The organism is Suicoccus acidiformans (genome assembly GCF_003546865.1).
GTDB lineage: Bacteria > Bacillota > Bacilli > Lactobacillales > Aerococcaceae > Suicoccus > Suicoccus acidiformans.
This window is the reverse complement of sequence record NZ_CP023434.1, coordinates 1068967-1093716: the sequence shown is the minus strand read 5'-3', so window position 1 is coordinate 1093716 and position 24750 is coordinate 1068967. Positions and strand designations below refer to the sequence as shown.

The 24750-nt window shown below is 42.1% G+C and carries 20 protein-coding genes and 1 pseudogene; 5 read left to right on the top strand and 16 right to left on the bottom strand.

Features of this window, described 5'->3' with window-relative positions; genetic code table 11:
* Window positions 1-250: 250 nt before the first annotated feature.
* Window positions 251-2944 (bottom strand): alanine--tRNA ligase, encoded by a 2694-nt coding sequence (gene alaS / locus CL176_RS05160; RefSeq protein ID WP_118990347.1) that lies wholly within the window; start codon window positions 2942-2944, stop codon window positions 251-253.
* Between the two features lie 347 nt (window positions 2945-3291).
* A complete protein-coding gene (locus tag CL176_RS05155; protein ID WP_118990346.1) occupies window positions 3292-4098 on the bottom strand; it encodes a Cof-type HAD-IIB family hydrolase in 807 nt (268 codons plus the stop codon).
* Between the two features lie 497 nt (window positions 4099-4595).
* On the opposite strand from CL176_RS05155, the gene CL176_RS05150 reads away from it, so the two are divergent.
* Both CL176_RS05150 and CL176_RS05145 read left to right on the top strand, forming a co-directional pair.
* Window positions 4596-4856 carry an HTH domain-containing protein gene (locus CL176_RS05150; protein ID WP_338053771.1) on the top strand — a complete coding sequence of 87 codons (261 nt, stop codon included), beginning with the start codon at window positions 4596-4598 and terminating at the stop codon, window positions 4854-4856.
* 416 nt (window positions 4857-5272) lie between these two features.
* Window positions 5273-5884, top strand: coding sequence for a DDE-type integrase/transposase/recombinase (locus CL176_RS05145; RefSeq protein WP_162890831.1), 612 nt, complete (start codon window positions 5273-5275; stop codon window positions 5882-5884).
* Window positions 5885-6279: 395 nt separating this feature from the next.
* Here the strand turns inward: CL176_RS05145 and CL176_RS05140 are convergent, their stop codons facing one another.
* From CL176_RS05140 to CL176_RS05125, 4 genes are read right to left on the bottom strand one after another with little or no spacing between them, the layout of a single operon-like run.
* The gene (locus CL176_RS05140; protein WP_240430593.1) at window positions 6280-6942 is read right to left on the bottom strand and encodes an ABC transporter permease; all 663 of its coding nucleotides are present in this window, start codon (window positions 6940-6942) and stop codon (window positions 6280-6282) included.
* 1 nt (window position 6943) lies between these two features.
* Window positions 6944-7885 (bottom strand): osmoprotectant ABC transporter substrate-binding protein, encoded by a 942-nt coding sequence (locus tag CL176_RS05135; RefSeq protein WP_118990342.1) that lies wholly within the window; start codon window positions 7883-7885, stop codon window positions 6944-6946.
* A complete protein-coding gene (locus CL176_RS05130) occupies window positions 7875-8513 on the bottom strand; it encodes an ABC transporter permease (RefSeq protein ID WP_118990341.1) in 639 nt (212 codons plus the stop codon). The genes CL176_RS05135 and CL176_RS05130 overlap by 11 nt, the downstream gene beginning before the upstream one ends.
* Window positions 8513-9484 (bottom strand): ABC transporter ATP-binding protein, encoded by a 972-nt coding sequence (locus CL176_RS05125; protein WP_118990340.1) that lies wholly within the window; start codon window positions 9482-9484, stop codon window positions 8513-8515. Before CL176_RS05125 ends, CL176_RS05130 begins: the two co-directional genes overlap by 1 nt.
* A 473-nt stretch (window positions 9485-9957) precedes the next feature.
* Here CL176_RS05125 and CL176_RS05120 point away from each other — a divergent pair, with 473 nt between their 5' ends.
* Window positions 9958-10917, top strand: coding sequence for a diacylglycerol/lipid kinase family protein (locus CL176_RS05120; protein WP_162890830.1), 960 nt, complete (start codon window positions 9958-9960; stop codon window positions 10915-10917).
* A 65-nt stretch (window positions 10918-10982) separates the two neighbouring features.
* Here CL176_RS05120 and recD2 read toward each other — a convergent pair whose 3' ends face one another.
* From recD2 to CL176_RS05105, 3 genes are all read right to left on the bottom strand, one after another.
* On the bottom strand, window positions 10983-13556 hold the full coding sequence (gene recD2 / locus CL176_RS05115) for an SF1B family DNA helicase RecD2 (RefSeq protein ID WP_118990338.1): 2574 nt from the start codon (window positions 13554-13556) through the stop codon (window positions 10983-10985).
* Between the two features lie 333 nt (window positions 13557-13889).
* Window positions 13890-14507: a hypothetical protein gene (locus CL176_RS05110; RefSeq protein ID WP_118990337.1), complete on the bottom strand. Its 618-nt coding sequence runs from the start codon at window positions 14505-14507 to the stop codon at window positions 13890-13892.
* Window positions 14479-14820 carry a hypothetical protein gene (locus CL176_RS05105; RefSeq protein ID WP_118990336.1) on the bottom strand — a complete coding sequence of 114 codons (342 nt, stop codon included), beginning with the start codon at window positions 14818-14820 and terminating at the stop codon, window positions 14479-14481. The genes CL176_RS05110 and CL176_RS05105 overlap by 29 nt, the downstream gene beginning before the upstream one ends.
* A 280-nt stretch (window positions 14821-15100) precedes the next feature.
* Between CL176_RS05105 and CL176_RS05100 the strand changes: the two genes are divergently transcribed.
* Window positions 15101-16099 carry a YhdH/YhfP family quinone oxidoreductase gene (locus CL176_RS05100; protein WP_118990335.1) on the top strand — a complete coding sequence of 333 codons (999 nt, stop codon included), beginning with the start codon at window positions 15101-15103 and terminating at the stop codon, window positions 16097-16099.
* A gap of 72 nt (window positions 16100-16171) precedes the next feature.
* A pseudogene (locus CL176_RS05095) lies at window positions 16172-17610 on the top strand (IS3 family transposase).
* Window positions 17611-18024: 414 nt separating this feature from the next.
* On the opposite strand, the gene sufB reads toward CL176_RS05095, so the two are convergent.
* The 7 genes from sufB to CL176_RS05060 form a co-directional block, all read right to left on the bottom strand.
* Complete coding sequence (gene sufB, locus CL176_RS05090; RefSeq protein WP_118990334.1) at window positions 18025-19425, bottom strand: Fe-S cluster assembly protein SufB; 1401 nt, start codon at window positions 19423-19425, stop codon at window positions 18025-18027.
* Window positions 19426-19439: 14 nt separating this feature from the next.
* Entirely contained in the window at window positions 19440-19937 is a 498-nt protein-coding gene (gene sufU / locus CL176_RS05085; RefSeq protein ID WP_118990333.1) for a Fe-S cluster assembly sulfur transfer protein SufU, read from the bottom strand.
* A complete protein-coding gene (locus CL176_RS05080) occupies window positions 19915-21153 on the bottom strand; it encodes a SufS family cysteine desulfurase (protein ID WP_118990332.1) in 1239 nt (412 codons plus the stop codon). Before CL176_RS05080 ends, sufU begins: the two co-directional genes overlap by 23 nt.
* A gap of 12 nt (window positions 21154-21165) precedes the next feature.
* A complete protein-coding gene (gene sufD / locus CL176_RS05075; RefSeq protein WP_118990331.1) occupies window positions 21166-22413 on the bottom strand; it encodes a Fe-S cluster assembly protein SufD in 1248 nt (415 codons plus the stop codon).
* The gene (gene sufC, locus CL176_RS05070; RefSeq protein ID WP_118990330.1) at window positions 22406-23191 is read right to left on the bottom strand and encodes a Fe-S cluster assembly ATPase SufC; all 786 of its coding nucleotides are present in this window, start codon (window positions 23189-23191) and stop codon (window positions 22406-22408) included. Before sufC ends, sufD begins: the two co-directional genes overlap by 8 nt.
* A gap of 75 nt (window positions 23192-23266) precedes the next feature.
* Complete coding sequence (gene mnmA, locus CL176_RS05065) at window positions 23267-24400, bottom strand: tRNA 2-thiouridine(34) synthase MnmA (RefSeq protein WP_118990329.1); 1134 nt, start codon at window positions 24398-24400, stop codon at window positions 23267-23269.
* A gap of 11 nt (window positions 24401-24411) precedes the next feature.
* Entirely contained in the window at window positions 24412-24750 is a 339-nt protein-coding gene (locus tag CL176_RS05060) for a cysteine desulfurase (RefSeq protein WP_118990328.1), read from the bottom strand.

The following is a 24750-nucleotide window of genomic DNA, read 5'->3' as shown; positions in this document are numbered from 1 at the left end:
GATCCTTTCTAATCTTATTATAACTTAATTATATTAAATAAGAAACATCTAACAAAAATAAAGAACGTTCGTTCGCAATCAGTATAGCATATTCAGCAATAAAAACATAGTCTAAACTGACTCGTTTCTTCAACGAAAGGCCTAAGCCAAGAAGAAAAGTCCGAAATACGTACATTTCCGGACTCCTCTTCGCTTATGGGCTAAATATATAGTTTTCCAAGACAGTTGTCAAGTGAAAACCCTAGCAAATTTACGCTTCTTCGGATTCTGTCTCTGTATCAGTCGCTTCAGCTTCTGGGGCAAGGATTGCTTGAATGATACTTCCGGCTTCTTCCATTAATTGCGGAATACCGGCAACATTCTTCCCGCCTGCTTGCGCCATTTGTGGACGGCCACCGCCACCCCCACCGATTAATTTGGCTAGTGGCTTAATTAAGTCTCCTGCCTTAACACCTTTGGCTACACTGTCGTCATCAACAAAGACTAAGAGGCCGACTTTATCGCCTTGATTGGATACCGCCACTAAGATATTCGACGCCGCTTTCTCGCGCCATGTATCGCCTAAGTTGCGTAGTTGATCATTATTCTGATTATCAACCGCAGCAAGGATGTAAGTAAAGTCCCCTGCTTGCTCAACTTGAGCAAAGAGGTCTGCTTCTTGGACGTGAATTAATTTCGCATTTAAGGACTCAACTTGGCTTTCCAACTGCTTAATTTCTTGATGCATTTGTTCAATCCGGCCCACCATTTGATCCGCTTGTGACACCTTTAAGGCCTCTTGCGCTTGGTGTAAGATTGCTTCTTGCTCACGGTAGTAATCAATAGCTGCTTGACCCGTCAAAGCTTCAATCCGACGAATTCCAGCCCCGATACCAGATTCTGAAAGAAGTTTGAACGTATCGATTTCATTAGTGTTCCCAACGTGTGTTCCTCCACACAATTCGATGGATTCATTGGCAATATTAACCACACGGACAATATCCCCATATTTCTCACCGAATAAGGCTTGGGCACCGGAGGCCTTCGCTTCATCAATCGGCATTTCACTAATATTGACCGGAACTGAATTCTCAATCCAGAAATTCACATAAGCTTCAATTTGCGACAACTCTTCTTCGGTTACTTTACCGAAATGCGAGAAGTCGAAACGTAAGCGGTCAGGTCCCACATAAGAACCTGCTTGATTAGCATGCTCACCGAGAACCGTCTTCAAACCTTGGTGCAACAAATGCGTCGCCGTATGATTTTTGCGCGTGCGCATCCGTGCTGAGCCATCAACTTCCAAAGTATACGACTGATCCACATTAATAGGATACTCATATGTCTTCAAGTAATGCATATTCTGGCCGTTAGGTGCTTTTTGGACATCTAAGACTTCTGCAAACAGATCCTCCCCGTCGAAAATACCCCCTTGATCAGCGACTTGCCCCCCGCTTTCCGCATAGAAAGGTGAGCGGTTGAAGAATACCCAGCCTTGTGAATGGGGTGGAAGTTGATTACTGCGCTGATCATCAACAACAATGGCCGTAACCGTACCGTTGGCTTTAATTTGCTCGTAACCTAGGAAGGTGAAATCCGCGTCAATTTCTTGGAGAATTTCTGATTGAATAGACATACTTTGCTCATCACTGCGAGCTGCCCGAGCGCGCTCTCTTTGTTCACTCATATGCTCTTCAAAGCCAGCCTCATCCACAGTCAAGCCGTTCTCTTGCGCTAACTCTTGGGTTAACTCCAAGGGGAAGCCGAACGTATCATAAAGTTGGAAGGCTTTTGCCCCAGGGATTTCCTGCTTACCTTCAGCCTTTAAGTCGGCAATCAAGTCTTCTAGTAAGTTTTCGCCCCCTTCAATGGTTTCATGAAAGCGATCTTCTTCATTAGAAATCACTTGTTGTACGAAGGCAACTTTATCATGTAATTCTTGGTAATGCGCCCCCATCACTTCACTCACAATCGGCACTAATTCCGCTAGGAATGGGCGCATAATACCTAGGCGACGACCATGCATGACTGAGCGGCGAATTAAGCGGCGCAAGATATAACCGCGTCCTTCATTGGATGGTAAAGCCCCATCACTTACAGCAAAAGATACCGCCCGAATATGGTCTGCAATAACTTTAAAACTGACTTGCTTGTCTTCAGCAGAAGCATAATTAACGCCACTAATTTCTTGAATATGCTGAATGATTGGCATAAATAAATCCGTCTCAAAGTTCGTTGGCGTATCTTGAATAACCGATGTAATCCGTTCCAGACCCATCCCCGTATCGACGTTCTTATGTGGCAATGGCTCATATGTATCATCAGGCATATGATTGAACTCTGAAAAGACTAGATTCCAAATTTCTAACCAACGCTCATTCTCACCGCCTGGATAGTTTTCTGGGTCATCTTCGGCAAGATTGTTGAAAGCTTCACCCCGGTCATAGAAAATTTCCGTATCCGGCCCACAAGGACCCGCTCCGATGTCCCAGAAATTATCCTCTACTGGAACAATGTGGCTGGAATCGAAATTCTCAATTTGCTCCCAAAGTTCCTTTGTTTCCGTATCTTCTGGATAATATGTAACGTATAGACGGTCTGGATCTAAGCCTAGCCACTGCTCATCGGTAAGGAATTCCCAAGCCCATGCTATTGCATCTTCCTTGAAGTAATCTCCAATAGAGAAGTTGCCCAGCATTTCAAATAATGTGTGGTGACGAGCTGTCACACCAACGTTTTCGATGTCATTGGTTCGGATACTTTTCTGTGAATTGGTTAAGCGTGGTACTTCGGGTGTCTCCGTACCATCGAAGTATTTCTTAAGCGTAGCAACGCCTGAGTTGATCCAAAGCAAAGTAGGGTCATTGACAGGAATCAATGAAGCACTTGGTAGGACCTTATGCCCTTTCTCTGCAAAGAAATCTAGAAACATTTGACGTATTTGATGACTGGTTAATTCTTTCATCCTAATCCCCTTTCAATCATACCAATTCTTCCTTAAACGACTCCTCTTTGGCAGGAAATAGATTTGACGAGTTCAAGGCAGTAAATTATCTTGGTAGTAAATAAGACGCGATAATAAAAAGAGCCATTATATGCAAGGGCGCTCAACCACGGTACCACCTCGCTTATAATGACTCACATCATCTATCTTATGTATTCCGTTAACGCTGAATATGCGCCTGGCTTTCACCAGGTATACTCTGAGGGAGCATCTGACCCGCTGTTCCTTGCACCAACCGAAACATCTCTAACGTGGATAGATATGGCCTCATGTGCTTTCATTATATTTTACCAAGTCTGTCCTGTCAACTAAATGGCAAAATATTTTTCAATAATTGGTACAATTCCATCTTCATCGTTAGACGCTGTAACTTCATCAGCAATGGCTTTGAGTGATTCGTTCGCATTCCCCATGGCAACGCCGATACCGGCCGTCTGCAACATTTCCTTATCGTTATTGCCGTCACCAACAGCAATAATCTGCTCAAGCGACAATTCCAAATGCTCAGCCAAGCGTTTCAAGCTAGTCCCTTTCGACACATCCTTATGCATCAGCTCTAAATAGAAAGGCTTCGAAGTGGTCACATGCGTAAAGTCACTGAAACGACCTTGACTTTCTGCTTCCAAACGGCCGACGATGTCTGGATCACCTACTCCCATAATTTTCGGTAGGGCTGCTTGCACATTCACGAAGAAATCAGGGTCATAGCTATAAGGCAAGCCTGTTAGTTCCGATTCAACGTGTGAATAGTCATTCTTATGATGAACCTTAATTTCTTCATCTGTATAAGTTAAAGGCGTTAAATCATTAGCTAGAATAAAGTCGATGACATCCAGCTGCTCCTTCTCATCCATGGGTTGCGCATAGATAATCCCTTCACTGGCCACTTCAGTCACCCGGCCACCGTTGAAGGAAATAATATATGAACCGAAACGGTCCAATTCTAAATCCTTAGCAATCCGGTAAACCGACTGGTAAGGACGACCACTCGCCAGCACAAATATATAGCCTGCCTCTTGCATGGCCATAATCGCTTCACGGGTTTTCGGTGAAATTTTATTCTCACTCGTCATTAATGTATCATCAATATCTACAACAAGCACTTTATAGTTCATCTCTATCCTCCTTAATATCTTCACTTTGCATTATACTGGACAGGGCTTGAGCAAGCAAATCGATTAATAATGAAACCGTATCCTTTACTAATAATTTACAAAATGTTTGTCCAAAGCAACAAAACAAGTAGCCATTCTAATCTATTGCTTATTTTTTAAGAAGATTTGCTGTAATCTTTTGTGGATTTGCCTCTGCATTCCGTCGGACGCAGTAAACTAACCCCATAAAAATAAACACCGAATAATCCCTTGAAAACTTAATAGACAGGAGAAAATTATATAATTTTTTATGGATACCTTAGAATTTTATGACTTATGGTGAACAATATAAAACTCTTGATTTGATAATGGACAGGGAAAACAGGAGAGATGCTTATAAGGACATGTTAAAACTATCCTCAAAAAAACTAGACGACTAGATAAGACAGAAAGGTTGCTGACACATGGCTAAAAGAGTATATAAATAAAAAATATTTACCCTAGAAGAAATATAAGAGCTGATAATTTCGCCCTACGTACAGAAAGTAACAGAAAGAAGTGTGACATTTACAGAATCGTTTAAATATCTCTTCAATGAGCGATACCAAGCAATCCCTTCTCCTACGGATATTATCCGAGAAATGGGCTTACCTGTTGATATCATCGGACAGCCTCGGATTAAAAATTTCTCGAGACTATATCGTAACTATATCAATAAAGTAGATGACCCTATGGAGATATTGATGATTGAAACGGAGCGACAAGGCGCGTATCAATGAATTAGAGACAGAACTTATGATCCAAAAGCAACTAAATGAATTATTAAAAAAAGATATTCGTACACAAATATGAACGTCTTCCGTAACGCATACTTACTTTCTATTTCAACTCATCGATACGCAGTACATGAATCCAGATAATGAATGTTCAATGAATGTTCATTGACTTTATTGTGTCAAACTAGGGACCTATCAAGATCGGGTTACTATAACTGGGGTAAGTGTACAAAACCTAATAAAGACGCCAAAGATGCTCAAGACGAAGCTGATTTCAAATTAATCCCAGAAGCTTACACCTATAGAAATAAGTCCAAAGGAGCTCGAATGATTTACTGGTGGCTTTTGGATAAGAAAAGTGTGATTATGAATGTTTAGGAAATTCGTCGTTTAATGAAAAAATTGGCTTACAGTGTCCTGTGCGCCGCCCTCGGAAAAACCGACAAATAGCCAAAGAAGTACAGGGTGGATCTATTAAAGAAAATCTTGTATCAAGGCAATTTAAAGCTTATGGACCACGGATAATTCTATTAACCGATATTAGCTATTTACCCTATGGTGACAGGAAGTTTGCTTATCTTTCAAGTGTTTCAGACGCCTATACAAATAAGATTCTTGCGTATCAGGTGAGTGATAGCTTGGAGATTGATTTTATACTAGAGACGATCCAATGCTTGGTAAATGAACATGGCGTTAGCCTTAGTACCGAAACAATTATCCATTCAGACCAAGGATCGCACTATACAGGGATTAAGTTTCAAGAGTTACTTCAATCAAAAGAGTTACTTCAATCTATGTCACGACGTGGATACTGTTGGGACAATGCACCAAAAGAGTCATTTCTTGGACATATGAAGGATGAAATTGATTTTTATAATAATGATCGCTACCAAACAAATTTAGCTGGGTTGCCTCCAAAGCGTTATTATCAATTATATCTAACAGGACAATATCCATATGAAGGATTAATTGAAACATCCAAGATCAAAAGAGTAAGTATGACAGAGAACATGAGTAATGCGTTCGAGTAATCATACACGCCCTTGTCGCGCCAGGGAGGTGGATTGTACGCAGTTATCCAGGCGAATCAAGGGCCGCGTCTGGCGACGCTTATCCCCTTGACACCCCAGGCCATCTGCAATGCTAACGCTATGGCGCGACAAGGCCTCGAAATACGGAAAGTACATGAGCTTTCTTCGGAGCACACATCTATGATTATATTGAAAAATAACTTTATATCCCATTTGTCAAGGAATTTTTTGCGATTGTCCTTGACAAGGGGTACAATTTGCGCTCCCCACGGAACTGGATCCTTAATACATGACGTAAATGCACACTTCCCCGCCATCAAGCACTACAAACATCGAAACGCACCCCAGTAACTTTCACTCAAGTTGCTGAGATGCGTTTTTTGAATAAACTCTCTTTACGCCCGATATGGGTTCAAGCGTTTCTCTACAAAGGATAGCATAATATCTGAGACGATCGATAATAAGGCAATCGGGATAACTGCCGCCAAGATAATGGCCGTCCCGTCTGAAGCACGCATGCCACGGATTAAGACCATCCCCAGGCCACCAGCCCCTACGAAGGCACCAATGGTTGCTACACCGATAGCCATAACAAAGGCACTACGAATACCAGAGATAATAATTGAAAGGCTCAGCGGAATTTCGATATTGAAAAGAACCTGATTGCGCGTCATCCCCATACCCTTACCAGCGTTGATGACATTCTGGTCGACATTCATCACTCCCGTATAAGTATTGCTTAAAATCGGCAATAAAGAATAAAGGAATATGGTCAAGATAACCAGATTAGGCCCTAAGCCAAACAGAAACATCAATAGCGTCATCAAGGCAATGGATGGCACGATTTGAATGAGACTTGCGAGTTGAATGATCCATTGGGCTAATTTATGATGACGGGCTAAATAGAAACCTAAGGGAACCGCAATGATGGCCGCGAGTATGACCCCATAGAAACTCAGTAGTAAATGTTGGAGAAATTGCTCCCAAACATAAACCCCGTTAATATCATAATACCAAAGGATTTTCTCCCATAAATTCATTTGAGTTAAGCCAGTCAAATCAAGCACCCCCTTGTGATGGATTGACATTGCGGAAATAGTCCTGGCTTTCAAGAAACTGCCGGGCAACGGCTTCAGGTTCCAATAAATACGCGTCCGATTGATAGTTCAAACTTTGCATGGTCTCTTCATCAATTTGCCCTACTAACTTCTGCAGAATATCATCAATCTCTGGCTGCTCAGCCAACAAATCATAGGATGCCACAAAAGCTGTTTCGTAAGGCGGGAACAGTTGCAAATCGTCTTCGATAATCGCCAAATCATAGGCTAGTATTTTGGCATCTGTGGAATAGCCTAGAATAACATCCACATCGCCCCCTGCTAAGGCTTCATAGGTTAAAGACAGTACCATCGGCGTCATGTTCGGAAAGGCAAAGCCATAAATTTCCTGAAAGGCTTCGTAGCCGTCCCCTTCACGATTCAGCCAGTTAATATCTGTAGCGACTTCTAAGGAAGCCGCATGTTCGGCCAAGTCGCTCACCTTCTCAATACCTAAACGCTCCGCATCATCTTTACGCATGAGGAAAGCATAAGTATTCTCATAGCCATAAGACGGGTACCATTTCTGATTAAAGTCCTCTTTGAAATGCTTTTGGACCGTTTCCTCCGCTAACTTGGGATTGCGAATTGCCTCTAAGCCCAACTCTCCCGTGACTGCCGTCCCCGTAAAGCGGGAAGCGGATATATTGGCATCCCCATTGACCATCGCATAGTGATTCAAAGATGAGCTCGCCAAGCCGGGAATCACCGCAGGTTTAATATCTGCATACTCCTCTAGCATCCCTGCAATAATATAGGCAAGAATATCTGCTTCACTCGTACCGCCACCCGTTATGACAACATTCTCATCTGGATTACTACCAGATAAACCAGGTAATTGGCAGGCAGTAAGGGTAACCGTGAAGAGCAATATGCAAACATATTTGGCTAATTTAATTAGCATGTTGCACCCCTCCTCTTGGATTCACCCATTGTTCAAGCCTTGCAAAAAGCCAATTCGACACCAATACCATCAAGACAGCAGGAATCGTTCCAGCAATAACCAACTCAATTTGGAAGAGTTCCAAACCGTTGAAAATCAAACGCCCTAAGCCACCAGCCCCGACATAAGAAGCTAGCGACGTTGAGGAAATGAGATAGACGGCCGAAAGGCGAATCCCAGAGAGAATCACCGGAAAAGCGAGAGGCAGTTGGATATTCTTGAGAATTTGCTGCCTCGTCATCCCCATCCCCTTCCCAGCATTCACAACGTCTGGATCTATGCTTTGGATGCCATCGTACGTCCCTTGAACAATCGGCAAAATAGCATATAAGAACAAGGCAACAATTCCAGGCCAAATCCCGACGCCAAACAAGGGAATCATCAAAGCTAGCATGGCCAGTGTCGGCACCGTTTGTAATATGCGCGCTAAGCCAAGAATTAAGGCAGATACCCTCGGATAGCGACTGCATAGAATACCTAATGGAACCGCAAGGAATACACCCATTAACAAAGCCGCTACAGTTAAGCCAATATGCTCAAGACTTGCTTGGAGAATGACTGACCCCTGCTCCTGTAAAAAGGTAATCATTACACCGTCACCTGCTTCCCAGCTGCATGCATCGCATCATAATAATCCAAAATTGCTTCCTTGCTCACATAGCTAATTTCCTGTCCCTTAGCATCAAGCACTGGGAAGAGAGAAGCCTCATCCAACAACATCGACCGCATCGATTCACTCACCAAAGCATCTGCTGGGTAAGTTACAGAACTCTTGTGCCCATTGACTGCATCTTTTGAGGCTAAATCAGCTACCGTTAAGGCAGCTAGACGGGCAGATTCAATTCGTTGAATGCCCACTAACTCAACAACATAATCATTCGCTGGCTCTAACAGAATATTCTGCGGTGTGTCAAATTGCACCAATTCCCCATATTGCCAAATCGCAATCTTATCAGCAAGTTTGAAAGCTTCATCTACGTCATGGGTTACAAAGACAAAGGTTCGTTGATCCCGAGCTTTCAATTCTAGTAAACTATCCTGCAGTGCGTCCCGAGTAATCGGGTCTAAGGCACCAAACGGCTCATCCATGAGGATAACCGGCGGATTAGCTGCCAGAGCCCTGGCCACTCCAATCCTTTGCTGCTGACCACCTGATAGTTGATTAGGATATTCTTCTAGAGTTTCAAGGGGTAAGTCAATTAACTCAATTAATGTCTCCGCACGCACGCGCATATCTGATTCGGACCAGCCCAAGAGTTTCGGAACAGTAATAATATTCTCATAAATCGTGTAGTGTGGCAGTAAGCCAATTCCTTGAATCACATAGCCAATATTACGACGTAGGGTAACAGGGTCGATGGTCTGATGATCAATCCCGTCAATAAAAATTTGCCCACTGGTTGGCTCAACCATTCGGTTAATCATACTCAGACTCGTTGTCTTGCCACTACCAGATAGACCGATAAATACCACGAATTCATTTGCTTCAATATGCATGTCTACATCCGAAACGGCAACCGTATCACCATACTTTTTTGTGACCTGCTTAAACTGAATCATGTTATACTCCTTCTTACTAAGACGGAAAACTTTAACAAAAGCGCCTCAGTCATTTTTTTAACTTGACTGAGCCGCTCTTAACAAAGTATTGAATTGTCAACTAGAAGTATACTGAATTAAGTTCAGCATCTAGTCAAGGTTCATTAACGTCGAACAGACGTCTATACTGCACTGCAGCATAAATACTTGAAAGTTCACCATACACGTCCGCTAGCTTTTATGTTAGAATCCAGTAAGAACATATATGATGCTTCCAGTATTCCTTATCCTTTATATTGATGTTAAAGTTTTTTGCACATTTTGTCAAGGATACTTAACAATCCTTCTAGAATACTTCGTCCTAAGGACACCTTCAAATTCTAACAATTACTAGCAGTACTTCAATATGATGAAGGCACTGAGGATGCGAATAGGTGTCTTTTATTGTTTGCGAATAAAGGAACATTGGAGTCAAAATAGAAAGTAGAATGTATATGCCAAATAGAGTACACATTATTAGCCATCCCCGTTCAGGCAACGGGAAAGGAACCATCATTCTTAAAGAAGTGATGCAGATTCTTGATGGCTTTCAATTAGAATACATTAATTATCAGACAAATTACGCTACCCATGCGAATTTACTAACGAAAGAAATGATTCATTCAAGCGGCGACCGTACCATCGATTACTTACTTGTCATTGGTGGTGATGGAACCTTGCATGAAGTCGTGGATACCTTGCAAGAAAGCAAGCAGAATATCCCCATTACCTATATCCCTGCTGGAACAGGCAATGATTTCCATCGGACTTGGTACCCTAAAGCTGGACCCCGTGAGATCATTGAAGGAATGCTCTTTAACCGCCAGGTGCAAGATATTCCGATCTTTCTTTTCGAGAATCATTTGTCCAATCGCCAAGGAACGGTCATCAATAGTTATGGTTTAGGTTTAGATGCCCTGATTAACGCTCGAGCTAAGGCAAATCTGGCTTCCGTCTCACCAAGTGTTGCTAAATTATATCATCGTTTCAACTTGGCTTATTTAAAGGCAATTGTTGAAAGTTTGAATACAATCCCCCACTTCTGCTTAGAATATACTATGGACGGGACAACCTATCTGGTAGATGATGCGAGTATGGTCTTGGTGATGAATACCCCCTATATCGGTGGTGGCATTCGCTTAGATAACCGGACCCAACCCCGGGCACATGAACTATCCTTGGTGATATACCACGATATAACTTCTGACGCGGTACGCGATATAATTCCCCGAGTATTCAAATCACATGATTATCAATCTTCGCCTTATATCAACCAAATCAGTGGCCAGCATTTACGCCTGAAAGTAGTCCACGATTCCGTCTTAAGTCAAGTAGATGGGGAAACAATCCAACAAGGCCCAATTGACTTGAGCTTCCGCTTAGGTTCACAAAGCTTTTATTTCCCAAAGAAGTAAATACCAAAATCTTTAAAACCGTTGCCCACCAAATTTCGGTGAGGCAACGGTTTTTCAGCTTGTTATTAGGTTTCGACCATAAAGTCATAAGGGCTAATATCGTGCATCCCAATCAGTGGGTCGATTTGTAAATAATTGTCAGGCGTTAAAACCTTAGGTATATCGCTTGGTGGTTCTTCCATTGACGGTTCACTGCTTGCTTCTTGAGCGACTACGGTCACACCAGGAACTGCACCCAGTACCTTATCTCCTGTCCCCACTTGACTCAGTTTCGGGTCAGTTTCCAGCGCCTCGTCTGGACTCTTTGCGCTTTCAGGGAGCTTATCCTGCTTAGTTTGCTTAGGCTTCTCAGAAGCCTTGGCCACTGCGGTTTGGTAATCCGGATTACGCTCACTTGCCTTAACCTGCAACAATTCCCCTAAGAAAGTCTGCCGCTCACTTTGCTGCTGATGGACTGCCTTATGGAAACTTTCAGGATTGCCGATAAGAATCAAGCTTTTCTGAGCGCGTGTAATGGCGGTATAAAGGACATCCTTGCGCAGTAAGCGCGAATATAAGTCAATCAGTGGTAATATTACTAGATCATACTCACTCCCTTGGGACTTGTGAATTGACATGCAATAAGCAAGAGCTAATTGATCCAAATCACCGCGTAAATACGTCAGCTCCTTCTCATCAAAGGACACAACCAGTTCATCTTGCTTTGATTCCGTCTCCTTCTTGTAGAAAATAGCTTCAATCCGCCCAATATCCCCGTTATATACGCCTTCTTCCGTATTGTTGACCAATTGCAGTACCTTATCCCCCACCCGAAACACTGTGTCGAAATATTGTAGCTCGCGCCGTCTTGTTCGAGGCGGATTGAGGAGTTCTTGTAATAATTCATTCAAGGCATTAATCCCAGCAGGTCCCCGGTACATAGGTGCTAAAACCTGCAAATTATTCGCATCAAAACCTTTCTTCACAGCATGTTCAACTATCTGCTTGACCGCAGGTCCAATTTGCTCACTAGTTGCTTGAATAAAGGTGCGGTCATGCTTTTTGGCAAGGAAATCACCAGGCAATTGCCCTTGCCGCACAGCATGAGCCAGCTGAATAATAGAACTATCTCGCGCTTGGCGATATATCTTAGTCAAGGAAATGGAGGGAATCATCCGTGAAGCGATTAAATCATTAAAGACTTTCCCCGGACCAACCGATGGTAACTGATCGCGGTCACCGACAAAGATGACTTGCAATTCATAGGGTACGGCCTGCAAAAGCCAGTGCATGAGCCACGTATCCACCATCGACATCTCATCGACAATTAAGAGACTCCCTTCCAGCTGTGTGGCAGAGAATTCTTCAACCACACTCTCCCGGGTAAAGCCAATCAGACGATGAATCGTCGTGGCCGGCATGCCAGTCGTCTCCTGCATGCGTTTTGACGCACGTCCAGTTGGCGCTGCCAGAAGTATCGGATTCTTATCCGGCTTAGCAGAAACTTCTTCCAAATCATACTCATGCAGAATCGCATGCATATGAATTAAGCCATTAATCAACGTCGTCTTCCCCGTCCCTGGTCCCCCGGTAATGACGGACATAGGAGAGTCAATCGCTGTTTTGAGCGCTTCTTTCTGTGTCGCATCATAAGTAATCGCTAATTCCGCTTCAACTGCTTCAATCGCAGCAGCAATCTCCGCCTGCTCAAAACGCTCAATCTGCTCATAGGTCAAATACTGATCAATATAATGCACTATTCCCAGTTCAGCGTAATACAGACTAGGAATCATGACCCCTGTATCAATACGAAAAAGCGTTTCTTTCTGCAACGCACTTTCCAGCGCTTGATTCAGGCTTGCTTCATCAATCATAAACGGTCGACTCTTCTCCAAAAGCTTTTGCGCTTCTTGTAAGAGCAAGGCCTCTTCAACACAAGTATCGCCGTTACTGTTAGAAATCTCACTGACCGTTGCAAACAAACCCGCAATCAAGCGTTCCTGAGCATCCGCCTCCATGCCGAGCTTTTCAGCTAATTGATCCGCTTTATTGAAGCCAATACCTTCGACTTGCTCAACCAAATCAAAAGGATTCTCCTGAATAACTTCAATAGCACCACTGCCATAAATTTGATAAATCTTCTCAGATAAAGACGGACCAAAGCCCCACTCATTGAGCTTCATAATCACTTGCTCCGTACCTTGATGTTCAATCACTTGCCGCCGCAAATTGTCCGCAACTTTCTTGGATAAGCCGGTGATACCATCTAAAGCTGTAGCATCCGCAATAATACACTCAATGGCCTGCATCCCTAATTTATCAACGACGCGCTGAGCGATAACCGTCCCGACCCCTTTAAAGCGATTACTGGATAAATATTCCACCAAGCCAAATTCGCTCGTTAAAGCGACCTGTTGGTAGCGTTCAACCGCAAACTGTTCACCATATTTAGGGTGATTGGTCAAATGACCATAGAATTCATAAGTCGTATCCACATGCAATGTAGCAAATTGCCCAGTGATGACAATTGAGTCGCCGATGATTAAGTCAGACTCTTCCTGGTCCACATTAATTCGGACGACCTTGTAAAGATTATTAGGATTTTCGAAATAAATCGCTTCAACATCGCCGACAATTAATGATTCGATTGTCTCGCTCATGAACTCCACCCCCTTTCTAGTAGATTTATTATACCTATTGTTGGGGGAGATTACAAAGAGTGTTGCCAAAGGAAAAAGCATCTTCCATTTAGAAAGATGCTCTTGAGTTAGATTGATTGACCTTTAGAAAAGAAGTTACTCTTGATAATAACCATTCTCAAGTATTAATGCAATGCCTTGTCCACCCTCACGAAAATCCTTTTCTGATAAAGCAGAATTTTCTGTCAAAGTATAACTCAATGGATTAAGGAATTTGTCGAATAGAATAATCGAAATATCATATGAATATTTTACTATATTATTCATTCCCTCAAAATCTTTTGTCTGAATTGTCTACTCAATCAATTTCTGTTGAAGTTGTAAAAGATCTTCTAAATCTGATCGCATAGCTCGTTCACTATAAACAAGTTGAATGTTTTCATAACTGGTGAGAAAATAATCACCATACATTTGAATGACTTCACTGTCCTGAAAAGTATAAATCTCTCCTGGTTGTTTACGACCATAGATGGCGCCAATTAGATTACTCCCTAAGATGAGCGGATAAGTGTAAACGTCATATCCAATTTGCTCTACCCTTTCAAAGACGTCTTTTAATTGGGTAGCTGAACTAATAATTATTTCTTTGTCTTTTCTCACATAGCCATAAGAAGGCTCTTGTAGTACAAAATTCTCACGCCTATCATCTAGTAAATACAAGGCCATTTGATTACTTCGTGTCGAATGGCCAGCAAATTGAACAACTTTCTCGATAACTCTTTCGATTTGTTCTTTTAATGTATCCTCTTGTTTAATCCTTCCTTGAAACTGGATAATTTTCTGCGTATTTTCTTCTATTCGTCGAATAGCCATAACAGCAATTGCTATATAATTACCTAAATTATCCAATTCATTACGCATTTCTTGATAAAGTGGCACATTATCATAATATCCCCAAAAAATATATACCATAAATTTTCCCCTCTTCAGCTATCGGGATACTAAACCACGTCTTAACTCCAATCTCATCAAAATATGGCAAAAAAATTTGTTCATTAGCTATAGTGTAGTCCTCTTTCATCATTGACTGTTCAAGACTTTCTTGCCATACATCTTGGTGATTTTTCGGAAATAACATATGTATATTAGGCAAATCACCACTCACATAAGCTAAATTTAAATTATTCTGGTCAAATAAGGCAATCAGCGAAAAAACTATACGAATTAACTGAGCAATCATATCATCTAAATATTTAAAGACCTCATAATTTGTACTGAAATGCATCATTTTTCTTGATAGCTAACGTAAATGATTCGTTAATTCTGAAATAAATTGAGACACATCCATTTTAATTTACTCTTTCTTCTTTGCTAATGAAAGATATTTCCCATAAATAATATTATAATTTGTCCTATTAATTGTATCTTATTTAAGGATAAATGTCAGAATTTATACACAATTTATACAAATTTATTATCGATTCCAAATTCATATCCTTGACTTAATACAAGCGTTTGCATTATTCTGAGAATAGTTTCAAATTAATTAAAAGGGGGAAGCAATAATGCACACATTTAAAGCATGGGTTGTCCGAGAGAATGATAATAAAGAAGTTACCTACCAATTAGAAGATGTTGACATTAATCAACTTGATGAAGGTGAAGTAATTATCGAGGTACATTATTCTTCTGTAAACTACAAAGATATGCTTGGCTTCCAGACAAAGGGAGGTGTCATTCGTCATTATCCAATGATTCCAGGAATTGATTTAAGTGGAGTTGTTGTAGAGTCTAACGCTGAAGAAATAAAAGCTGGACAAAAGGTTGTTATTACCGGGAGAGCTTTGGGAGTTAAGCATACTGGAGGACTTAGTGAGTATGCTAGGGTGCCAGCATCCTGGGTTTTCCCAATTCCTGATACATTAGATTTAAAAGACGCTATGATTTATGGAACTGCAGGTTTCACTGCTGCCCAATCAGTATATGAATTAGAATCTCATGGAATGTCCCCAGAGAATAACCCTCATATTCTTGTAACAGGTGCTTCAGGTGGAGTTGGCAGCATTGCCTTAAGTATTCTTCACAAAATAGGTTATCGAAATATCAGTGCTTTGATACGAAAAGATTACCAAGAAGAGCTTGTGCTTCGTTTAGGTGCCCAACAAGTTGTATGGGCAGACGATATTGGTAAGAAGAAAACCCTTGGATCTCGTAAATATAATTATATTCTTGATACTGTCGGTGGAGAGGTTGCCGCAACACTTATTCCTCAAATATATGAAAAAGGAAGCATGTCCTTATGTGGTAACGCTGGAGGTATAGAACTAAATACAACTGTCATGCCTCTTATACTAAGAGGGATAAATTTACTAGGAATCAACAGTATCATTGATGAAAGTGATGCTGATTTCTATCGACTCATATGGGATAAATTGGCTACTGATTGGCATGTTGCTAAGAACTTAACCGTTGAAGAAATCTCCCTTGATGAAGTTGATCAAACTATAACTGCATTAAAAGACGGTAAACATCTAGGAAGAACGATTGTTAAAGTAAAAGGATAAAATAAAAAGGAAGGTGCTTTGAGCCGACCCCCAAAAGTTAGACCAAAAAATCTAACTTTTGGGGGTATTTTTATGACCAAGTATAGTTTAGAAACGAAACTTCAAATTGTTACTGACTACGAAGCTGGAAAAGGCGGATTTAGGACTTTAGCGAAAAAATATCAAATCGCTCAGTCAATAGTGAAACGATGGATCCATAATTATCAAGACTTCGGCTTAGAAGGCCTTCAAGTTAAGTCAACAAGACAGTCTTATCCTTTAGAAACCAAGCTATATGCGATAGAATTGTACTTAACTACAGAGTTAAGCTATCGCGAAGTCGGTGTCCAATTAGGGATCAATAATCCAAGCTTAATCGCAAATTGGATGCGAGCCTTTAAGGAAGACGGTATTGATGGCTTATCTAGACCAATAGGGAGGCCAACTACCATGTCTAATTCACAGAAAAAGAATCCACAAAATCCCAAAAAGACGCCTTTACCGAGTGATCCAGATGCCTTAAAGGAAATCATTAAAGAACAAGAAGAACGCATTCAAATGCTAGATATTGAGAATAAATTTTTAAAGGAATTGAGGAGGTTGCGGGAAGCAGACAAGCGGCAACACGACAACAAGAAGTGATGGCCATCCGTAATCTCCATGAGTCTACAGAGTATTCTTTGACGCTGATACTGAAGACTTTAGATTTTCCTAAGGCAACCTATTATTATCAATTAGAGTGTTTGAATAGACCCAATAAAGACGAAGCATTAAAAGAAGAAATTCTTGATATTCGTCAAGCACATGAAAACTACGGTTATCGCCGTGTTCATGCGGAGTTACGTCGTCGTGGTTATACCGTCAATAAGAAAAAAGTTCAACGATTGATGAAAGAAATGAATCTACAAGTGACCTCATTTACTCGAAAATCACGGAAATACAACTCCTATCAAGGTGATATTGGTGAGAAAGCACCTAACCGCTTAAATCGTAGATTTACAAGTTCTATTCCACACCAAAAAATTGTGACGGATACAACGGAGTTCCATTATTATGAAGCTGATGATTCAGGACAGTATCAATTGAAAAAGTTGTATTTAGATCCCTTTATTGACTTGTTTAATCTGGAAGTCATTAGCTATAAAATCTCAAAACAACCTAATAAGGAAAGTATGATGGAAGCCTTCGAAGAAGCCGTTGAAGCTACAAAAGATTGCCAATTTAGACGAACCTTTCATTCGGACCAAGGCTGGGCTTATCAGATGAACGACTATCAACAATTATTGAAAGATCATCAGATTTTCCAGAGTATGTCCCGAAAGGGAAATTGTTTAGATAATGCGCCGATGGAGAACTTCTTCGGCATCATGAAACAAGAAATGTTTTATGGGAAAGTTTATCGTAGCCGTAGGGAACTGGAACAAGCTATCCACGACTATATTCGTTACTACAATGAAGATAGGATTAAAGAGAAATTAGGCTATTTAAGTCCTGTTGAATACAGACAACAACAATTGCTTTTAAGTGCCTAAACATGTCGCAAATCACCTAACCTCAATGGTTTCACAAACCATCCAGACTTATCAAGAGCCGCTTCGCTCTTCCTCTTGACAAGCCTGGATGTCTGATGAGATGTTTTGGTTAGGTCAATTAGCAGCTTCTCTGTTCTTGCGAAATCGGTCACCTTGAAGCAACTTAAGTGTTATATCTTTATTGAATCTTTCAGAAACACAAAAAAGAGCTACCCATTATTGGGGTAACTCTTCATAAAATCTAGTCTAACTTTTTGGGGTCACTATACTTCACTCTAATGAGACACCTTCCTTTTTCAACTTTCTTTTCTATAGATTGGCCCGTACCTTAAGGATTAACCCCTACTCATCCCACGCAAAAAGCCTAGAAATTGTCTTCAACAACCTCTAGGTCACCCATTATTCTAATACTATCTACCCAACTGACCCTTCCATCTCATAAGCAATCAATCGGTTTAATTCCACCGCATATTCCATCGGCAATTCCTTCGTAAATGGTTGCACAAACCCCATCAAAATCATCTCTGTTGCTTGGGCTTCTGACAAACCACGACTCATTAAGTAATATAACTGTTCTTCAGAAATACGTGAGACTTTCGCTTCGTGTTCTAAAGAAACATTCGCATTATGAATCTCATTAAAAGGAATAGTATCTGATTTAGATAGCTCATCCATAATAATGGTATCACACTCGATATGCGACTTCGATCCATCTGCGTTCTCAGCGAAATATACTTGCCCTAGGTAATCTACCATCCCACCGTCTTTAGCGATGGATTTAGAGACAATAGAACTAGATGTGTTTGGCGCTAAGTGAATTAATTTCGCTCCGGTATGTTGATGCTGATCCTTACCGGCAAAAGCAACCGTCATGACAGACCCACGGGCACCGCGTCCTTTGAGGATACAGCTTGGGTATTTCATTGTCTTAGCTGAACCGATATTACCATCAACCCATTCTAAATTACCGCCTGCTTCAACGTGTCCCCGCTTAGTCACTAAGTTATATACATTATGCGACCAGTTTTGGATGGTAGAATAGCGCATGGTCGCATTCTCTTTAACGACAATCTCTACAATGGCTGCATGTAAACTGGCATTAGAGAACGTTGGGGCGGTACAGCCTTCAACGTAATGAATGCTTGCGCCTTCGTCTACGACAATTAAGGTCCGTTCGAATTGGGCTGAAGCAGCATTATTCATGCGGAAATACGTCTGCATCGGGATTTCTAATTGCACCCCTTTCGGCACATAAATAAACGTACCTCCTGACCAAACTGCACTATTCAAGGCTGATTGGAAGCTATCTTCAGGCTTAACCACCGTCGCAAAATATTCTTTGAATATTTCCGGATATTCCTTCAAGCCTGTATCGGTATCGGTAAAGATAATCCCTAATTTCTCAAACTCTTCCTTCATATTGCTATAAACCGCTTCGGACTCATATTGGACGGTTGTCCCAGCCAAATAAGCTCGCTCAGCTTTGGGAACGCCTAAACGGTCAAAAGTTTCCTTGATTTCATCAGGTACTTCGTCCCAAGAGCGGACCGGTTTGTCGGTCGCTTTCTGATAGTAGACGAAGTCATTGAAGTCTAAGTTTGATAAGTCTGCGCCCCATTCGGGCATATTCTCATATTTCTCAAGGAAAGTTCGATATGCATCTAAACGAAAGTTTAACATCCATTCAGGCTCGTCTTTCTCTTTGGAAATTGTACGAATAACTTCTTCACTTAAGCCTTTGCCTGTCGAGAAGATAATTTCGGCATCATCTTGGAAACCATATTCGTATTCGCCGACTACTGGTACTTCACTCATCGTATCACCTTTCCTTAAGCATCGGCTTGTGTCGTTAAGCCGTCTTCTAAATCATTTACTTCTTCATTTAAACCTATTTCCAAAGCCCGCCAAGCGAGCACTGCACATTTATAGCGAGCGGGGAATTTCTTCACTCCATCAAGGAAATTAGCATCCTTCAACAGCTTCTCCACTTCGGCAGTTTCCAGTTGGATAGTATCTTCATTCACGCCACCGACTAATTGGTTAAAGGCATGGGATAAGTCAATAGCCGTATCAACAGGTTGGCCTTTCATCACTTCGGTCATCATGCTGGCACTCGCAATACTAATGGCACAGCCCGAGCCGTTAAAGCCTATGTCTTGAATAATCCCATCCTCCACCTGCATAGTTACTTGAATCGCATCACCACAAGTTGGATTCAATAATTCCATATGATGAGTCGCATCTGTAAGCACTTTGCGATTGCGCGGTTGACGTGAGTGATCCATGACCACTGCTTGATATAAATTACCGAGTTGATTCAAGGCCATACTTAAAGAAATCCCTCACTTTCTCTGTCACTTCGATGAAACGCTCTACTTCTTCCAAGGTATTATACATGCCGACACTAGCCCGTAAAGTAGCTGGGGTGTCCAGGACTCGCATTAATGGTTGCGCACAGTGATGACCTGCCCGCACCGCAATCCCTTCTAAATCATAGGCGGTCGCTGCGTCATGCGGATGGACCCCATCAATGTTAAAACTGACTAGCCCATGGGGCGCTTGAACGTTTTGGTTAAGACGTGTTACGCCGTCAAGGTGATCCAAGCCTTGACATAGCTTTGCGACTAGCTTGCTTTCATGGTCGCCGATAGTTGCGTACCCAATGTCTGCAATAAAGTCAATGGCAGCGCCAAGTCCCACTACTTGACTAATGGGCATCGTCCCTGCTTCGAATTTCCACGGGGCCTGCTTATAGTCACTCGCCAAATCACCCACGTAATGAATCATCTCGCCGCCAAATTGGACAGGTTGGGTGGTTTCATGATGTGAAGCCTTTAAATAGACCGCACCGATACCCGTTGGGCCGTACATTTTGTGCCCGCTGAAGCAATATGCATCCACGCCTAATTGCTGAACATCGACTGGCAAGTGCGGAACAGCCTGGGCGCCATCGACGATAAGAAGCGCGCCTCGCTCATGGGCCCAATTGCTTAAGGCCTGGAGTGATTGCTCAACACCCAAGACGTTCGAAACATGGTGAATCACTAAGGCTTTAATAGAACTGTCATCATACTTGTCTAAAGACGGCAAATCCACGGTCCAGTCAGCCGATAAAGGCAAGAATTCTAATGAAGCGCCTGTCCGCTGACACACTTCCTGCCAAGGGACTAAGTTGGAATGATGCTCAAGTTTAGTCGTTAGAATAAGGTCACCTTCATTTAATTGTGGTTCAACTAAGCCTTGCGCTAGGAAGTTCAACCCCTCTGTAGTGCCACGGTTGAAGATAATTTCTTCCGTATGCTGGGCATTCAACCATTGAGCCACTTTCTGGCGGGTGCCTTCATAGGCTTGGGTTGCCCGTTCTGCTAGAGCATGCACGCCGCGATGGATATTCGCATTATCCGTCTGATAATAAGCAACCATGGCATCAACTACCGATATAGGTGTTTGACTCGTGGCTGCATTATCGAAATAAATCAAAGGCTCCCCATTGATCTCCTGGTTCAGAATTGGAAACAATTCGCGAATATGCTGAATATCCATACACTCACCTTCCTAGAATGTTCGTAATTTATAATCAATCGTTGCCACCATCTCTTCACGGATGGCTGTATTCGGCATGGCGCTAATCACGTGCCCTAAGAAACCGCGAATCATTAAATACTCTGCGTCCCGTTCACTAATACCGCGGCTCATTAAATAATAAAGAGCCTCTTCGTCAATTTGGCCGATACTTGCTGCATGGCCCGCAGTTACTTCAAATTCATCAATTAAGAGAATTGGGTTTGCATCTGCTCGTGAATCTTCGGATAACATCATAACCCGACTTTCTTGCTGGGCATCAGCAAATTTCGCATTTTTCAGAATATGGCCAATACCGTTAAAGGTCAAAGTCCCTGCTTCCAAGACGACCCCGTGTTGGAAGATATTGCCGCGGGTATGGTGACCCTCATTAACAACTTTGGAATCAATTCCTTGAACTTGCTCACCGTCACTGATACCGATAATAGATAGATCTGATTCAGATCCTTGACCTACTAAATATGTATCCATATCTAGAATCGTATTGCCATCATTCATGGCACCAATAGACCAGTTAATCACTGCATCGCGTCCTGTTATCCCGTGACGGCGGATGTATGCTTCAGTTCCACTACCTAATTGGTCAATAGCGAGGAAGTTAATATGCGCGCCAGCCTTGGCTATTACTTCAACCATAATCGTTGCTGAGCCGCTTGCATCCTCATCAGAGACTAAACGCTCCAAATAGTTTACGCGGCTATTCTCGCCAGCCACAAGAAGAACCCGTTTATTCATAGGGCTACCATCAACCAATTGCTTGAGAACTGACTCTAATGGCAAGGTAACATCTAGTCCCTCAGGAATATAGATAAACAACCCGCCGGTATTAAAAGCTAAATTATAGGCTGCCAGACGATCTGCTTCTGCCGGAATTACGGAAAAAAGGTGTTGCTTTACAAGTGCCTCGTCTTCAAGCAAAGCTTGGTACAAATCCTTAACAATAATGCCCGTTTCAGCTAACTCACCTAGATCAACGTAAGTTTGTTGACCAATATGGGCTACCCGAGCTGACGTTTGGTCTTGGTTGCTCCAATGGCTTTCAGCGTTTGCTTGCAGACTTGCTTCACTTAGTAAATCTACATCACTAAAAGCTTCTGGATACAAGGCCCAGTTGGAATAGTCGACGCGTTCAATTTTGCTGGCTTGTAAATATTTCCAATTTATAGCAGCACTTGCTTGGGTTTGCTTAAACCATTCAGGTATTTGAGCTTTCTTATGCATTAGCTTCGGCCTCACTTCCGTCTAGTTGAATACCCAACTCATCCGCGATACCTTTATAGCCTTCAGCTTCAAGGCGTTTCGCAAGGGAAGCGTCACCAGATTTGACGATTTTTCCTTTCATCAGAATATGTACATAGTCAGGTGTAATATAATTCAATAAGCGTTGATAGTGTGTAATAATCATTGCACCAAAGTCTTCGCCCTTCATTGAGTTCACGCCTTTAGCAACGACTTGTAAAGCGTCAATATCCAAGCCAGAATCAATCTCATCTAGTAAAGCAAACGTCGGCTCTAACATGAGCATTTGGAGGATTTCATTACGTTTCTTCTCACCACCGGAAAACCCTTCATTTAAATAGCGTTCAGCCATTGCTTCAGGCATCGCTAGGAGTGCCATATTCTTATCGAGTTTTTCGATAAAGGTGCGAATGTCCATTTTGTCATCTTCTGGTCGACGAGCGTTGATGGCTGTATGCATGAAGTTAGCATTGGTAATTCCCGGCACTTCCATCGGGTACTGGGCACCGATGAATAGGCCGTTACGAGCACGTTCATCTACTTCCATTTCCAAGACATCTTCCCCGTCTAAGAGGATTTCTCCTTCCGTCACTTCATACAAAGGATTTCCCATAATCGCTGCCGCTAAGGTTGATTTACCTGAACCGTTTGGCCCCATAATGGCATGAACCTCATTGGTTTTCAACGTTAAATCAACACCGTGAAGGATTTCCTTATCTTCAATCGCAACGTGTAAATTCTTAATTTCTAGTACTGACATATTGACCTCTTTTCGTTAATATGCCGTCATTTACTTCTCAACAAAAGTAAATGACGACGCTTATCATAATTCTTATTAAACGTATTGACGCTGTTTGTCCCCGACATAAGCTGCGTCGATGATGCCGCCACCTAAGCATTCCTCACCGTCATAGAACACTACCGCTTGACCTGGAGTAATGGCTCGCATAGGTTCGCTGAACGTTACGCGGGCTTTCGTACCTGTTTCGTCTAATTGAACATCCACCGGCACATCTTGTTGGCGGTAGCGGAATTTCGCGGTACAACTGAATTTCTGGGGCATGCCCAGTGGATTAGTAAATTGAATTTCGGAAGCATCTAAGTAGTCCGAATATAAATTCGGATGCTCATAGCCTTGGCCTACATATAAGGTTTGGCTCGTCAAATCCTTACCAATGACAAACCAAGGATCATTGGATTGGCCACCTCCGCCGATGCCTAATCCGTGCCTTTGGCCAATAGTGTAATGCATTAGGCCCATATGCTCACCTTTCACTTCACCATCTAAGGTCCGCATTTCACCTGGTTGGTTCGGCAAATATTTTGAGAGAAACTCATTAAAGTCCCGCTCACCAATAAAACAAATTCCGGTGGAATCTTTCTTCTTGGCGGTAGCCAGACCAGCTTCTTCAGCAATACGACGCACTTCCGCTTTCTCCAAGTGGCCTAAGGGAAAGAGCGCTTTTTGTAATTGGGCTTGGCTCAATTGACTCAGGAAATATGTTTGATCCTTATTATCGTCTACACCACGCAAGAGATGAACCGTCCCGTCAGCGTCCCGGCGCACCCGGGCATAGTGGCCCATAGCAATATAATCTGCGCCTAAATCCATCGCATAATCGAGGAAAGCTTTAAATTTAATTTCCTTATTACACATGACGTCCGGATTCGGGGTGCGTCCGTTACGATATTCTTTCAAGAAGTACTCAAACACCCGGTCCCAATATTCCTTCTCGAAATTGACAGAATAATAGGGAATATCCAATTGTTCTGCAACTTTAGCAACATCTTCATAATCTTCAGTCGCCGTACAAAAACCCGTCTCGTCGGTATCATCCCAATTCTTCATAAATAAGCCAATCACATCATAACCTTGTTCCTTGAGCAATAAAGCTGCTACTGAAGAGTCAACCCCGCCACTCATCCCAAGGACGACGCGCTTGCCTTTATTTGGGTTTGCCTCGGTCATAATTCTCCTTTCTAGTCCACTTCAATGAGGACATTTCGGTCCACAAAGCCATCAAAAATAAAATTAACTTTCTCGACAACCATTGCATTATTATCTAATTTGCTAACATCTACCGTCTTAAAGCCCTTATCCGTTACCGTTGAAATCTTGATACCTTTCAAATCCTTATCGACCATAACTTTTAAAACTAAACCTTGACGACTCTCAGAATCCAAGGGACGACGATATTCAAAGTTCCCCTGCTTCGTATTAGTAAAACCATTGTCACGTAAGGTATAAGGACGACATTCTGGTGATACTTTAAACGTCCGATCGAAACCTAATAATGTTGCTTCTTCTTTAAATGCCAT